The 15,346-nt window shown below is 39.5% G+C and carries 9 protein-coding genes and 2 pseudogenes; 6 read left to right on the top strand and 5 right to left on the bottom strand.

Annotation, left to right across the window (positions count from 1 at the left end):
- Window positions 1-133: 133 nt before the first annotated feature.
- From H8S63_RS15045 to H8S63_RS15055, 3 genes are read right to left on the bottom strand one after another with little or no spacing between them, the layout of a single operon-like run.
- On the bottom strand, window positions 134-2,983 hold the full coding sequence (locus H8S63_RS15045) for a TonB-dependent receptor (RefSeq protein WP_186927249.1): 2,850 nt from the start codon (window positions 2,981-2,983) through the stop codon (window positions 134-136).
- 5 nt (window positions 2,984-2,988) lie between these two features.
- Window positions 2,989-4,305, bottom strand: a complete 1,317-nt coding sequence (locus H8S63_RS15050; protein ID WP_007748455.1) for a DUF4925 domain-containing protein — start codon at window positions 4,303-4,305, stop codon at window positions 2,989-2,991.
- Window positions 4,306-4,334: 29 nt separating this feature from the next.
- On the bottom strand, window positions 4,335-5,540 hold the full coding sequence (locus H8S63_RS15055) for a DUF4925 domain-containing protein (RefSeq protein ID WP_186927250.1): 1,206 nt from the start codon (window positions 5,538-5,540) through the stop codon (window positions 4,335-4,337).
- Between the two features lie 238 nt (window positions 5,541-5,778).
- Between H8S63_RS15055 and H8S63_RS15060 the strand changes: the two genes are divergently transcribed.
- Entirely contained in the window at window positions 5,779-6,630 is an 852-nt protein-coding gene (locus tag H8S63_RS15060) for an AraC family transcriptional regulator (RefSeq protein ID WP_186927251.1), read from the top strand.
- 96 nt (window positions 6,631-6,726) lie between these two features.
- On the opposite strand, the gene H8S63_RS15065 is transcribed toward H8S63_RS15060, so the two are convergent.
- Window positions 6,727-7,911: an aminopeptidase C gene (locus tag H8S63_RS15065; protein ID WP_186927252.1), complete on the bottom strand. Its 1,185-nt coding sequence runs from the start codon at window positions 7,909-7,911 to the stop codon at window positions 6,727-6,729.
- A 178-nt stretch (window positions 7,912-8,089) separates the two neighbouring features.
- The gene (locus H8S63_RS15070) at window positions 8,090-8,620 is read right to left on the bottom strand and encodes a hypothetical protein (RefSeq protein WP_022275916.1); all 531 of its coding nucleotides are present in this window, start codon (window positions 8,618-8,620) and stop codon (window positions 8,090-8,092) included.
- Window positions 8,621-8,842: 222 nt separating this feature from the next.
- Between H8S63_RS15070 and H8S63_RS15075 the strand changes: the two genes are divergently transcribed.
- From H8S63_RS15075 to H8S63_RS15095, 5 genes and pseudogenes are all read left to right on the top strand, one after another.
- A complete protein-coding gene (locus H8S63_RS15075) occupies window positions 8,843-9,709 on the top strand; it encodes a patatin family protein (RefSeq protein ID WP_186927253.1) in 867 nt (288 codons plus the stop codon).
- Between the two features lie 115 nt (window positions 9,710-9,824).
- Window positions 9,825-10,919 (top strand): glycoside hydrolase family 71/99-like protein, encoded by a 1,095-nt coding sequence (locus tag H8S63_RS15080; RefSeq protein WP_186927254.1) that lies wholly within the window; start codon window positions 9,825-9,827, stop codon window positions 10,917-10,919.
- Window position 10,920: 1 nt separating this feature from the next.
- A pseudogene (locus tag H8S63_RS15085) lies at window positions 10,921-11,485 on the top strand (glycoside hydrolase family 3 C-terminal domain-containing protein); the annotation flags it as partial.
- Between the two features lie 548 nt (window positions 11,486-12,033).
- Window positions 12,034-12,126: pseudogene (locus tag H8S63_RS20395) on the top strand (hypothetical protein); the annotation flags it as partial.
- Window positions 12,127-12,240: 114 nt separating this feature from the next.
- Window positions 12,241-15,345, top strand: a complete 3,105-nt coding sequence (locus H8S63_RS15095) for a TonB-dependent receptor (protein ID WP_186927256.1) — start codon at window positions 12,241-12,243, stop codon at window positions 15,343-15,345.
- Window position 15,346 lies beyond the last annotated feature (1 nt).

Consider the following 15,346-nt stretch of genomic DNA (forward strand, 5'->3'; position numbering starts at 1 on the left):
ATCGGTTGTATTTCTCTGTTTTCGGGTGCAAAGATACTTAATATATAAATTAAATGTGACCGGATAGGGCAAAAAAAGGAAACGACTGCATTATGCAGCCGTTTCGTAATCAATTATAAATCTTAATAGTCATTTAGAAAGTGACATCCATTTTCAGTACGAAAGTGCGTGGAGCGGCAACCGCCATAGGACGATAGCTGTATTCTTTGTTCAATAGGTTATTTACCATAAATTGGAACGCTACTTCTTTGGTTGCTTTTACTCCAAAACGCAGGTCGACGGTAGCATAATCCGTATTGTGCTTTTTCCAGTAAGTAGCCAGTGTCTCGCCTTTTGAATAGCCGAAGAGAATACCGCGTACATAGTCCATCAGATCTTTCTGCTGTTTATCACGTTCGTCCATCATCAAATAGTCTACTGCGAGAATTTTACTCTTCCATGCAATGTTGGCACCTACGTTGATACGCTTCCACTGGAAATCTACCGTAGCTTTAAAGCTATGTTTAGGACGGTATTTCAGATATTTTCCCGTATTTGATTTCTCCTTCATCTGTAACGGGTCGGTATAAAGTCCTTCTACGGCATTGCGTTCCTGATAATCAGCATCACGAGGTTCGGTATATACATATCCTAAGTTATAGAATAGTTTTGTATTTTTATTGAAGTTGTACACACCGTTTGTAGAGATTTCAATACCGTAGATTTGTGCTTTCGATACATTATGAAATTGGGCACCGATTCCAAAGCCTTTACCGTCTGATAACATCTGAATGGCATCGCCAATACTGTTGATCATCGTATAGTTGGCATTGTTGAATAAACCGAACTGGAATTCAACCATATCTTTATATTGCGTATAGAATCCTGCAAGGTCTACAAATCCTTGCAGATTGCCGACTTTATATCCCTGTTTGAATCCTAATTCCGCATTAAATCCCTTTTCCGGTTTGATGTCCAGATTAGGATAGATACCGACTCCACCGATATCTTTACGCAGGTATTTTTCATTGATAGACGGGTTGCGGTATCCCTGTCCGAAGCTGGCACGGATAAAACTGTAATCAGCCAATTGGTAATTTAATCCGGCACGGAAAACAGGACGGAAGGGGACCTTTGTTCCGAATATTTTTGTTTCCGCCTCTCGGTGATGGTTGTTTACGCGGTAGTATTCGGCACGTACACCGGCCGATACGCTCAGACGGTCCCAAAAACGTTGGTCATATTGCAGGAAAGCAGCGATGTTGTCACTTTTATATATCTCATCCATTACGGCAGAATCATAGCAGATATGTTCGAATGTAACCCCCGTAGTGACTTGTGCACCACTGTTCCATTTTTTATTAAATTGGTAGTCGAGGTAATAGTCGAAATTCTTGTCCGTCTGTGTTTTCGGATTAATGCGTGACGGATTAATAACATTAGATAGCCAAGGAACGAGATCACTGGGCAATTTGCCATCTTGTATCAGTTTGTCTAAATCAGCGGGCAGCCCGTGATCCATACTCCATGAGATTAAGTCGCAATAGTCGGCAGTTGTTGCATTCGGGAATATATTTCCTAATGAAGTGAATATTCCATTCATTGCATCTTCCAGGTTTCCATTGATAAGTCCTGAACCAATGCCAACTAATGCCGGATAAAGTGAACTGTAATCACCTCCTGCTATATTTTGTATTGTTTGGGCATCGGTTCCCATATTCCCTAGAATATCGGTAATGGAGGCTCCGTTGGTAGGTCGTATAATGTTGTCGGCACTATAATAGAAGCGGCCTTTAATTTTATGTGATGTACCGTTCTCCGGATTCACATAGTTGATGAACGGGTCGATATGGAAGTTATTTTCTTCACGTCCCATATTGGTGAAAGGAGATGGCTTGTATACTTCTGTCGGTGAACGCCAGATAAAGAAATCTCCATATTGGTTGGACAGGAAGTCAACATTGAATCCATAGTTCAATAGTTTCATACCCATATCCGGCTGATGATAGGTCAGGCTCCCACCCATCCGGAAACGTTTGTTGTATCCTTGTTCGCGATATCCTTCGTCGGTGAAGAGATTAATACCTCCGCTAACGTCGAAATTACCGATACGGCGGGAGTGGGAAAGGTCGAATCCTTCGTAAATAGGATTGCGTACACCACTAAGAAGGCTTCCACGCAAGATAGGTTTCACTGCGTATTTATCTTCTTTCCAAAAGCTCTTGTCGCTCCATTGATATTCATCATTTTCTGCATCACCATATACACCAACGTAAGCACTGAACCTGGTTTTCGGCGTTAGTCCCGGCCGGGCGGTACGGATATTGATAATACCATTCAGTGCTGACGAACCATATAGTACCGAAGAAGCTCCTTTTATCACTTCCACTTGTTCTACATTTTCTAGAGGTACGGTGTTCCAATTTATTTCTCCGGTTTTAGGGTTGAGTGTACTCATTCCGTCTACTAGAATTTGGCTACGTGCACCTACTCCGTAGGTCCATCCGCTACCACCACGCATGGAAGGCTGTTTGTCTACAATATCTACTCCGGGAAGTGTACGGAGGGTAGAGGAGATATCTGTCGGTGCCTGGCGGGCAATATCTCCTGATTTGACTACATCCATAGAGACGGTAACATCGCTCAACTTCTGCTCAAAACGTCCTGCACTGACCACTACTTCTTCCAGTAGCTTGGTGCTTTCTTTCATATAGACGTCTTTGGTGACAATTTCACGTTTATTGATCACAATAGGCATTAGCACATCTTCATAACCTACATAACTGAAAACAAGGTCAACTCCTCCTTCTGGAAGTTTGATTTCATATTCTCCGTTGATGTTGGATACTACTCCCTGATTGCCGTGAAGCTTATAAGTGACGGCTGCTCCTACCAATGGTTCATTGGTCTTTGCATCGTATATATGTCCTTTAAGGGTTTGGGCAAAACTATTCCCCAATCCAATAAGACTAATTAATAAAGTTAGGATATGTAGTTTTTTCATTTTTCTTATTTTTTATTGCTTTGTACAAGCTCTAAACCAAATTCGATTTTTTGGGGCGAAAGGAAAGCTTTCGAAATTCCATCTAAAAACGCAGAGATTATGCTTCCTAATGCTTGCATATCCTCTGGAAGCATACTAATTACTAATGGACTCAAGTCTGGAAGTAATTTAGCTATAGGAGTAAATTCTTCTTTATCTAAATAAATATGAGTGTGCCCCTCTTTTGAGGTAACAAGCATTGGAATTCCTGTAGTTAACCAATTAAAAAGTGCTTTGAAAGAGGTATCATTGATATTGATCAGAAATCCAAGTGTGTCGTTGTTTAGACTTTGATTAAGGGTAGTTAGTAGCTCTTTCAATTTCATCGGATCCATTTGAGAGATAGCATCAATGATTGCATTAATTATATTTGCATCTATATGCTTGTCGCTAGCTATTTGAGAAATTATATTGGCTAAGTTTAATTTTAATATAAACTTGTCATTTTTCTGATGCCAGTTGGCAAACCCTTTAGGAGATGGAATGTATTTGCGATTAGCAATATGAGGAGTGATCATATCTTGTGTCAGTGGAACTGAGAGAAAGCCAAAAATAGTTTCCATATCTAGTCCTGATAGTGGTTCATTAGAATAGGAGGCTGTTATATTTCCATCTGCTCTTAAAGTTATATCTTGTAAAACTTGTGGTAAGATATAGCTTAAAATGTTTTGAATTGCATTACCCCATGTCTGAGTTGTGGCTCCGCTTTCTGAAGCTTCTATGTCTGCATAAAAATAGCATGATGCATTTAAAACTTGTCCATCAACTTCTTGCCATGTATATTCATCTCCCCATATATCCCCCACTACAATCCTTTTGATACCGTTAATAACTGTAGGTAGTTTGTAGGTGTTTGCCCATAACTCAGCATTACCCATTTGAAGATTGGATATATTTAATGTTAACTGCCCTTTTGTGACACGCCCTTCGTATCTAAAGGAGGTTAAAGTGTTCTCTCCCATTCCATTTCCGGAAAAAGAATATCCTTCCTCATCTCCAGAAAGGGGGATGGATACCATTTTTAATTCTTTCTCTCCCGGTAAAATATCATAAAGAGTAACAATAGCTGTTTCTCCGGTTACAGTACTAAAGTCTACAGATTTTCCAATCATTGTTTCTCCATTATAGGTAAGAATTAAGTTTGGATTGGGATTTGACAGCTTGTTTGAATAATTAGCTGTCACATCTACCGGAGCCGGTCCGTAATGATCATTATCACAAGATGTCAGTAAACTGAGCGTTATGACAAGGAAGCTTGTCATTAAAATAGATATCTTTTTCATTGTTCTTTCTTTTTGATGGTTAAGATTAATTATTGTTGAATAGTGAGATCGACTCCTATTTCCATTTTGTCTAATAATGTGGTAACTTCTTTTAAATCCATTTTCAATAATGACGAAATGATATTGACGAACGGTGTAAGACTTTCTTTATTGAAATAGATATAGGTATGATCCTTTGTTGTTTGGCTGATTTCCATTGGAATACCATTCTTTAGCCATGACATTAGCATAGTGAAAGTGGCATCGTCTACCTTTAAAATATACGTCAGTATTTGATTGTTCAGAACAGTATTGAGAGCGCTTAATGCTAGCTTCAATCGTACTGGATCAGATTTGATAAGTGCTTCGCCAATACCGATGATGAGTTGATTATCTATTTCTTGTCCATTATTTTGAGTGATAAGGGAGATGATGGCGGGTATGTTTAATTGTAATACAAATGAATTATCATCTGTTTGATTCCAATAAGCTAATCCTATAGGGGAAGGAACATAGGTACGTTGTCGAAGCAGGCTTTTAAACTCTGCGTCTGTTTTATTTGCATTAGCAATCTCTATAATTTCATCAAAGTTTATGGAACTGGTAGTATAATTGGCAGTAACAAGCCCATTTCTCTCTAACGTTAAATCTTTCAATATATAAGGGAAAAGTACGTCTAAAACATTGGTTGCCATCTGTTTTATTTGTAGGATGATCGGTTTTATCGACTCGCTTTCTTCTTTTACTGTTATGTTTACATAACTAGCTCCACTATTGCGTACTGTTACTTCTTCGGTTGTTGTGTGTGAGTAGGCGGGGAATACGTATGTATTCGCAACAGAACCGTAATGAGCCATCGTCACCTCAAGCGACAATTGCATAGCTTTCGGTGTGATTCTACCGCTATATTTAACTTCAGCCCCAGTTTCCGTAACGCTCGTCCCATTGAATGTATATGCATCTTTTTCTCCACTTTCATTCAATTGCACATCATTGATTGGAGTTGTGTTTTCTCCCGGAATTACATTGTTTAATGTCAGTGTTCCTGTCTCACTGTCTTCCGTTTTAAAGTTGACTGTTTTTCCAGCCAATTTCTCTCCGCTGTAGGTTAGGTCTAAAGTGTATGGCTTGATATACGAACCATATTCCTGGCTGATTTCTCCCGGCCAAAAGAGTTTGTCGTTGTAGGTTTTTTCGCAGGAAACCAAGAGTAAAGCCATACAGGCGACATAAAATAGTTTCTTAGAAGTTTTCATTCTCTTTTAGTTTTTATTAGAATATTAATTAAAACTCTGCAAAGGTCGTTTAATGTTTATTCGCTATCAAGCTCCATATTTGGGATTCAATGTTCTATATTTGCTATTTTAATTCGTATAATCTAATGAAATATTAAATAGATGTTCTATTTGTTAGATATGTTGTTCTATTCTTAATGTGCTATAACAAAGGTCTCAAAAGAAAAACTATCTTTGGGCAACTTAATTTTTTTTGGTTATGATAATAGATGGTAATCTTCCTAAATTTGATCTTCCTATTGATTTTATAGCGGACGATAGTATTACTGGTGATATATTAAATATGTATAGTCGATTTCCCTGTCAGATAAAAGCCGGGCTTTTTATACTTTGTACGGAGGGAACTGTTCGTGCCACCATAAATTTGTTGGAGGTAGTCATTCGTCGAAATGACTTTATCACTCTTCTTCCTAATTCATTTATCCAAATACATGAAGTATCTTCGGATACCCGTGTTTGCTTTGCCGGATTTTCTTCTGAGTTTGTCGCTTCAGTGAATTATGTCGATTCGTTGTTGGGCTTATTGCCAAACATACTGAATACTCCGGTTGTTCCTTTACCGGAAGAAATTGCAACTTTGTATCGTAATGCTTATAGCTTATTAATCAGGGCTTATTCTTTGCCTAATACATTGGAAAATAAAGAAATCCTTCGTTCTATTCTTACTATCTTTTTTCAAGGAGTGAAAGAGTTGTATAGTCGACAACAAACAGTAGTGAATGAACCTCTCAAACGTGAACATGAGTTATATCGGCAATTTGTTCAAATATTAATGGCGAATTACACAAAAGAGCATGAAGTTGCTTTCTATGCCGATAAATGCGGAGTGACACCGGCACATTTCTCCAGTACAATTCGAAAGGCAAGTGGGCATAGTCCGTTGGTGATTATTACAGGTATGATAATAATGAATGCTAAGGCACAATTAAAATCTACCCGTTTACCGGTGAAAGAAATAGCATTCTCGTTAGGCTTTAGCAATTTGTCTTTCTTCAATAAATATTTTCGGAAGCATGTAGGGATGACTCCACAGGAATATAGAGAGAAGTAATTATGAAATAAAAGAACGGTATTCCTGCACATTTGTGTAGGGATACCGTTTCCTATATTAGTCAGTTATGTTTTTTAATACTATTTTCTGGCAGACTTATTTGATACCCAGTTTCTTGGCAATTTCCTTAGGAAGCGCATCCTTGTGTACTAGAATATTCATAGTCTTATAAGCAACAAAGGCTTTGGAGGCATACCAGATACCGTTATATTTGCCGGCTTTTCCCCAAGAATTCTTTACCATGAAATATTCTTTCCCTGTCTGATCTTTGGCGATTCCATAGATTTGCATTCCGTGGTCATCTGTTGTTTCCCAGTTATCAAAAGCAGCCTGACGCATTTCTTGAGTAATTTCCATTTCCGGTGATGGTTTGCTACTCAATTCTCTGCGTTTGTCGGCAGGAGTCATACCTGTCCAACGGACCATGTCCGAACCGGAAAGTTCAGCTCCTTTGATGATATCCGGCATAACGGCGGTACCGTTGCGGCTGAACCCTTGTTCACTGACATCACTACCCCATGCAAAAGTATATCCTTTCTTTACGGCATTGTCCATTACAGCCATCAGTTCATTGATTGGCAGGTTGTATGACAGACCGTTACGCCAATTATCCTGAACTTCTACGGCAAATTGAGTATAGAACGGATGATGAGTATAAGAAGTCAGTGATACATAGTCATCGCAGTTCAGACCAAGTGATTCGGCGAAACTTTTCGGCGTATATTCTTTTCCTTTGTAAGTGAACTTCTCAGGACATTCTCCCAAATATGTATCATAAATAGCTGTCAGACCGTTTTTCCAAACCGGAGTCAATTTGCTTAACTTGCCTTTGGCTATTGCATTAATGTATCCTTCGGCAACTGCGTCCAGTTCATTGTGCACCGGTAGAGTATCGCCATACATGATACCCGGCATTACTTCTTGCGGAACGATACCGTAATTCTTAATACAATACATCACATCATAGAAACTTCCACCCGGTGAAAAAGAACTGTCGCCATGATAGCGTACATAATTCACTCCACGATCTTCCATCGTTTTGTGTACTACGAACATTTCAGAAAGGTCATATTCACCTTTTCCTAGCCGGAGTAATTCGGACTCTACGAATCCAAGAGTAGAGAAACTCCAGCAGGTGCTCGAACGGTTCTGGTTCTTAACGGAAGTAATCGGATTTTCTTTCACTGTCGTGAAAACGAAGCCCTCTTCGGGTTTTGTGTCTTGTGCCGTCATGTTTAGGCTGAATAAGCCCAAAGCAGCGATAAGGATACTCTTTTTCATTCTTATGACATTAATATTAAATTTGTTTTGGCTACAAATATAAGGATTCCTCTTTTGATAACCATCCGTTTGAATTAATATGTATAAAAAAAGAATGAATATTAGTATATTGGGGTACGAAAATACCGCTTTGCTGTTACAACAAAGCGGTATAGGTAGATACATCATTAGATGTGTGCTATTCTTTCTTTTCCTTATCTTTGGATGTTACTATGTAATCTTCTTTAATGAATTCATCGTAGACACGTTTCGGATGGTCGAACGGTGCAGTTCCGTTTTTCTGTTCGTTGAAGTTGTCCCGGCGGAATTGTTTTAATTTCAGATTGTCTTCTGCGTACTCTCTAAGTTTCTTAGGCTCGTTTCCATAAAGTGAACTTTCGGTCACATCGGAATTGAGCAAACTCTCTTTGGGGGTAATAGTCGGCAGAAGTACTTGTTCCAATAGTCCACGATAGGCTCCGTTATATTCGCACCATACGATGTCATTGGTTACGAATATGCGATAGGAGTACTTTGACCATGCGGTTTTGATTTCGATGGACGTAGCATAAATCTCAATAGTGGCTTCTGAACCATACGCCTGGTCACGGATCACAACGGTCGTCCGACCGCTAAGTTCTTCCTTCACGGAAGTTTGCCATTTTTCGGAATTCATGATTTCTTCGATGATTTCCGGGAACTTTTCTTTAATTTCAAACTGTATTCTCATGGTGCTTGCCTGCGGGCAGGACTTTTTAAATTTTTCCTCCTTAAACAATTAAGCTAGCCTAAAGTTACATATATTGAACCGAAAAAACAAGTATCTGTTTAAATATTTGCTATTTTTGCCCAACAATCAGCCTTTTTGTTTGAATTTGTCATAAATATGCAATAAAATACAAAGACTTGTTTATGCAACATAGAGTGTGAAAACGAGAATGGGAGTAAGGATATGAAAGATTTGAAAGTAGATGAATCTATAGGATTGGTATTGGAAGGCGGAGGTATGCGCGGTGTGTTTACTTGTGGTGTACTCGACTATCTGATGGATCACAATATTCGTTTTCCTTATACGATAGGAGTATCGGCAGGAGCGTGTAATGGGTTGTCGTATGCTTCCCGTCAACGGGGACGTGCCAAATACAGCAATATTGACCTGTTGGAGAAATACAACTATATCGGTTTGAAGTATTTACTCAAGAAGCGTAACATTCTCGATTTCGATTTACTTTTCAATGAGTTCCCCGAGCATATCCTTCCTTACGATTATGAAACTTATTTTGCTTCATCCGAACGTTTTGTGATGGTGACTACGAATTGCGTGACGGGAGAGGCCAATTACTTTGAAGAGAAGAAAGATAAAAAGCGAGTGATCGATATCGTTCGTGCTTCCAGCAGTCTGCCTTTTGTTTGCCCTATTGCCTATGTAGACGGTATACCGATGCTCGACGGAGGAATTGTAGATTCCATTCCCCTGCAACGGGCTATTGCGGATGGTTGCACACATAATGTCGTTGTACTTACCCGTAACAGGGGGTATCGGAAAGATTCGAAGGATATTCGCATTCCGGCATTTGTTTATCGGAAATATCCGAAGTTACGTGAAGCGTTGAGCCGTCGTTGTGCTGTTTATAATGAACAATTGGAAATGGTGGAGCGTATGGAAGACGAAGGAAAGATTATCGTTATCCGCCCATTGAAGCCTGTGGTGGTAGACCGTATTGAAAAGAATGTGCGCAAACTGACGGAATTTTATGAAGAGGGATACGCATGCGCACAGGCTTTGTCTCATTATTTTTCTACTTTTTTTCCCGATTAATTCGATTTTAAGTCTTTATTAATTCCTTTTAGTGGGATTTATTAAGGGGTGCTCCTTTACTTTGCTGAAAAATAGTATTGGAGAGCTTTTAATATAACATGAAAAACAAAGGAATATGGTAAAAAGATTTAGTTGGTTGTTTTTTTGTTTATTGTTTTCAGTAGGTATAACAGCCAAAGGTGGAGGCAGGCAATATAACTCTTATAAGGGGTTAGTGATGGCCGGTTATCAAGGGTGGTTCAATACCCCTGATGACGGCTCCGGCCGCGGCTGGCATCATTATAATGGTCCGAAGGGTTTTCGTCCCGGTTCCTGTTCAATTGATTTCTGGCCGGAAGTGTCGGAATATAAAAAACTCTATAAGACAGAGTTTACTTTTGAGGATGGCAAACCAGCATCAGTCTTTTCTTCTTATGACGAATCTACAGTCGAACTTCATTTTAAGTGGATGAACCAATATGGGGTGGATGGAGTATTTATGCAACGCTTTGTTTCCGAAATTCGGAATGGAAGCGGATTGAAATATTTCAATAAAGTCCTCAATTCGGCAATGAAGGCAGCAAATAAATACGAACGGGCTATCTGTGTGATGTATGACTTGAGTGGTATGAAGCCGGGAGAAGAAGGGTTGTTATTAAAAGATATTGCAGAAATCGCACGTCAATATTCTATAAAAGATCATGTCAAGAATCCTTCTTATCTATATCATAATGGGAAACCGTTGGTTACCGTATGGGGAGTTGGATTTAATGATAACCGACGTTATGGGCTGAAAGAGACGGAGCGTATTATTGACAGTTTAAAATTGCAAGGATTCAGTGTAATGCTTGGAGTGCCTACCCAATGGCGCGAACTGAAAGGAGATACAGAATCAGATCCCCACCTTCATCAGCTTATCAGAAAATGCGATATCGTGATGCCTTGGTTCGTAGGACGTTATAATGAAAACACTTATCCAAAATTTCAAAAATTGGTAGAGGCGGATATCCAATGGGCAAAGAAGAATCAAGTGGATTATGCTCCATTGGTATTTCCAGGTTTCTCGTGGGGCAATATGAAAGGTCAAGATCACAATTCATTCATGACTGCTTATAATGCGCTGAATAATGTGCCTTGTACGCTGAATTCCTGGCTTTTGCAGAAGGTGCTGCGTCGGGATTGGGGATTTCAGGGATATGTGGTATCCGATTGCGGAGGACCTTCTTTATAAGCACTTGCCGGTCATAGTGAACGCATGGTATCCCGGTGAACAGGGAGGAACGGCAGTTGCAGAGGTTTTGTTTGGAGACTATAATCCGGCGGGTCGTTTACCGCTGACTTATTACAAGTTTTTGGAGGAACTTCCACCCTTTGATGATTATGATATAACCAAAGGACGTACTTATCAGTATTTTAAGAAAGACGTGCTCTATCCGTTTGGTTACGGGCTTAGTTATACGACTTTTAAATATAGTAATCTGGAAGTAACTGATGCGGGAAAAACGGTGAATGTATCATTCACGTTGAAGAATACGGGTAAGCGGGCTGGCGATGAAGTGGCGCAAGTTTATGTTAAATTGCCGGAAGTCGCAGGTGGTATGCAAGCTATCAAACAGTTGAAAGGTTTCCGACGTATTGCTTTAAAGGCAGGAGAAAGTAGAGATTACGGTTGATAAAGAGCAACTTCGGTATTGGGATGAAAAACAGATCTGTTTTGTTGTGCCGCAAGGTTCGTTTACTTTTATGGTAGGGGCTTCATCCAGTGATATTCGTTTGGAGAACACTGCAAATTTGTAGTGTTCGTTATCTTAAAGTAGTTTTCGTTATCATGTGATAAAAAGGAAGGGTGTCTTGAAAATAGGAGGAGATAGTAAATATTAGGATGAAATATCGTTTAATATCTGATTAATTATACCTGCTCTTGCTTTTCATAGATAGATTTCGTATCTTTATAATTTTTACTCCTTTTGAAAAGGAGTGGTTGTCTTATAAGGTGACATTTGTCACGCTATAAAGTGCCATTTATCCCTTTACAAGGTGACAATGGTCACGTTATAAGGGGACCACTTCCCGGCTACATAAAAGTACCAAGTTTTTCGCACTGAAAGTTTTTAATCTCCGCACTGAAAAGTCTTATACAATAAGAGATTTCGGATAAGAATCAATGAGAAACCCTACCGTAAATAGAAGCTTTTAGGCTTATTGCTTTACGGTAGGGCTTTTTCAAAATAAGGTTGACATCATTTGAAACAAAGTTTATAGACGAAGGCAAAGATAGCTCCTATCTTTGCCTTCGTCTATAAACTTTGTTGAGTTCTGATATAAGAATACTTTGTTACCATAGAAACTATGTCAATGCACTCATGTATAAAGATGGGGAATACCATTTGTATTTTCAATATAATCCATCAAATAGTACTCTATGCAACATATATTACAGCCTTTGAAACATTTTTTTTAGTCGATTGATATAAATCAACCGTAATTTGCATCATCGATAAAGATAAAATTCGTACTTTTAAATTAATAACATCAAACTAATGCTCAGTATTATGAAGAACAAAAAACTTCTTTGCAGCGTTTGTTTCCTGTTTACTCTCATGTCAGCCCTCTGCGGGCAAAACATAACAGTGAAAGGAAACGTTACTTCCAAAACGGATGGCCAGCCGATTATTGGCGCTTCCGTCATTGAGACTATATCCACAACTAATGGAACGATTACCGATTTTGACGGTAACTTCACGCTTTCTGTTCCTACTAATGCTACTTTAAAGATTTCGTATATCGGTTATAAGCCCGTGACTGTGAAAGCGGCTGCCTCTATCCAAGTTTTATTGGAAGAAGATACGCAAATGGTGGATGAAGTGGTGGTGACAGGTTATACTACTCAGCGTAAAGCCGATTTGACTGGTGCGGTATCTGTGGTAAAAGTTGATGAAATTCAGAAACAAGGTGAAAACAATCCGGTAAAAGCACTCCAAGGGCGTGTTCCCGGTATGAATATTACTGCTGATGGTAATCCAAGTGGTACGGCTACTGTTCGTATTCGTGGTATCGGTACATTGAACAACAACGACCCTCTTTATATCATTGATGGTGTGCCTTCTAAAGCAGGTATGCATGAACTGAATGGAAATGATATTGAATCTATCCAGGTTCTGAAAGATGCGGCTTCTGCTTCTATTTATGGTTCGCGTGCCGCAAATGGTGTTATCATCATTACTACTAAACAAGGTAGGAAAGGACAGATTAAGATTAATTTCGACGCTTCGGTTTCCGCATCTATGTACCAGTCTAAATTAGATATGATGAATACTGAGCAATATGGGCGTACATTATGGCAAGCCAATGTGAACAGTGGTAAGAATCCGAATGCTAATTCTATCGGTTATCAATATGATTGGGGATATAATGCTGAAGGCTATCCTGTGTTGGATAACATCTATGTTCCCAAATTTATTGATGATGCCAATACAATAGCAACAGGTGATACGGACTGGTTTGATGAAATCACACGTACCGGCTTTATTCAACAATACAATCTTTCGTTGAGTAATGGAACGGAAAGAGGTAATTATTTCTTTTCTCTGGGATATTATAAAAATGACGGTTTGATTGAATATACAAACTTCGACCGTATTTCTGCACGTATTAATAGTGATTATAAGGTGATAGATAATATTCTGACTATCGGTGAGCATTTCACTCTGAACCGTACGACGGAAGTCCAAGCTCCAGGGAATATCATGAGTGACGCCATGATTGCCCTTCCCATGATTCCCGTACACACTGTGGATGGAACGAATTGGGGAGGTCCCAACAGTACTATGCCCGACCGCCAAAATGTGGCTCGTGTAATTTATGATAATCGGAACAACCGATATACTTATTGGCGTTTGTTCGGTGATGCGTATGTAAACCTGAACCCGGTGAAAGGACTTAATATCCGTTCCACTTTTGGATTGGACTATGCACAGAAGTATCAACGTAATTTTACGCTTCCTTACAACACCGGTTTCCTGAACAGTGATAAGGATGCGGTTGAGATGAAACAGGAGCATTTCACCAAATGGATGTGGAATGCTGTGGCCACTTACGAATTGGAGATTGGCAAACATCGTGGAGATGTTATGGCAGGTATGGAGTTGAATCGTGAAGACGACATAAACTTTGCTGCTTACCGTGAAGGATTTGCGATTCTGACTCCCGATTATATGTATCCTTCCGCAGGAGTAGGACAGTCACAGGCAAGTGGCGGAGCAGGTGGTTTCTCACTAGTTTCTTTCTTCGGAAAACTGAACTATTCGTATGCTGATAAATATTTACTTTCATTTACCCTCCGTCGTGACGGGTCTTCCCGTTTTGGTAGCAATAATAAATATGCTACTTTCCCTTCCGTTTCTTTGGGATGGCGTATTAGTCAGGAGGCTTTTATGGAAAAAACTAAAGATGTGATTGACGATTTGAAAATTCGTGCGGCTTGGGGACAAACCGGTAATCAGGATATTGAAAATTACGCACGCTATTCTATCTACGAATCTAAATACGGTACAGGTAATCCTCCTACTTATGGAACTTCTTATGATATTACCGGAAGTAACGGCGGTAGTTTGCTTCCTTCCGGATTTGTGCGTACTCAGATTGGAAATGACGATATCAAGTGGGAAACTACTACACAAACCAATGTCGGTATGGATTTCAGTTTGTTTAATCAGACATTGTATGGCTCTGCCGAATATTACTATAAAAAAACAACGGATATTTTGATAAAACCGTCTTACATCGGTATTCTTGGAGAAGGTGGCGGGCAGTGGAGAAATGCCGGTTCGATGGAAAACAAGGGCTTTGAGTTTAATTTGGGCTATCGCAATAAGACGGCTTTCGGGCTTAGCTATGATATTAACGCGAACCTCGGTTTGTATCGGAACAAGATTTTGTTTGTACCGGGTGAAGTGGCTTCTACCGGAGATTTCGGTGGTGACGGGGTGATGAACATTATTGGTCATTCTATTAATATGAGAGCCGGTTACATTGCCGACGGCATTTTCAAGTCACAGGAAGAAGTGGACAATCATGCCGATCAGACCGGAAAAGGCGTAGGGCGTATCCGCTATAAAGATTTGGATAATAATGGTGTTATTGATACTAAGGACCAGACTTGGATCGGAAATCCGAATCCTGATTTCACGTATGGACTCAATATCTATCTGGAATATAAGAACTTTGATTTGACTATGTTTTGGCAAGGTGTGCAGGGAGTGGACGTTTACAATGAGGTGAAGAAGAATACCGACTTCTGGTCGGTAGGCGATATGAATGCTAATCGTGGCACCCGTCTGTTGGGAGCATGGACTCCGCAGAATCCGGGATCGGATATTCCTGCCGTTTGTTTGGAAGACTTGAATAATGAAAAGAGAATTTCCAGTTATTATGTAGAAAACGGTTCTTATCTGAAACTTCGGAATTTACAATTAGGTTATACATTGCCGACAGATATCTCGAAGAAAATAAAGATGGAACGTTTGCGATTCTATTTCAGCGCACAAAATTTGCTGACCATCAAAAGTAAGAACTTTACCGGTATGGATCCGGAAAATCCGAATTTCGGTTATCCGATTCCTCTCAATCTTACGTTCGGTTTCAACATAGGTTTTTAAT

It is taken from the genome of Bacteroides sp. NSJ-39 (genome assembly GCF_014287315.1).
Taxonomy (GTDB): domain Bacteria; phylum Bacteroidota; class Bacteroidia; order Bacteroidales; family Bacteroidaceae; genus Bacteroides; species Bacteroides finegoldii.

Excerpts from the sequence above, each read along its gene's own strand:
- H8S63_RS15045 (WP_186927249.1), bottom strand. The coding sequence starts at position 2,983 with ATGAAAAAACTACATATCCTAACTTTATTAATTAGTCTTATTGGATTG.
- H8S63_RS15050 (WP_007748455.1), bottom strand. The coding sequence starts at position 4,305 with ATGAAAAAGATATCTATTTTAATGACAAGCTTCCTTGTCATAACGCTC.
- H8S63_RS15055 (WP_186927250.1), bottom strand. The coding sequence starts at position 5,540 with ATGAAAACTTCTAAGAAACTATTTTATGTCGCCTGTATGGCTTTACTC.
- H8S63_RS15060 (WP_186927251.1), top strand. The coding sequence starts at position 5,779 with ATGATAATAGATGGTAATCTTCCTAAATTTGATCTTCCTATTGATTTT.
- H8S63_RS15065 (WP_186927252.1), bottom strand. The coding sequence starts at position 7,911 with ATGAAAAAGAGTATCCTTATCGCTGCTTTGGGCTTATTCAGCCTAAAC.
- H8S63_RS15070 (WP_022275916.1), bottom strand. The coding sequence starts at position 8,620 with ATGAGAATACAGTTTGAAATTAAAGAAAAGTTCCCGGAAATCATCGAA.
- H8S63_RS15075 (WP_186927253.1), top strand. The coding sequence starts at position 8,843 with ATGAAAGATTTGAAAGTAGATGAATCTATAGGATTGGTATTGGAAGGC.
- H8S63_RS15080 (WP_186927254.1), top strand. The coding sequence starts at position 9,825 with ATGGTAAAAAGATTTAGTTGGTTGTTTTTTTGTTTATTGTTTTCAGTA.
- H8S63_RS15095 (WP_186927256.1), top strand. The coding sequence starts at position 12,241 with ATGAAGAACAAAAAACTTCTTTGCAGCGTTTGTTTCCTGTTTACTCTC.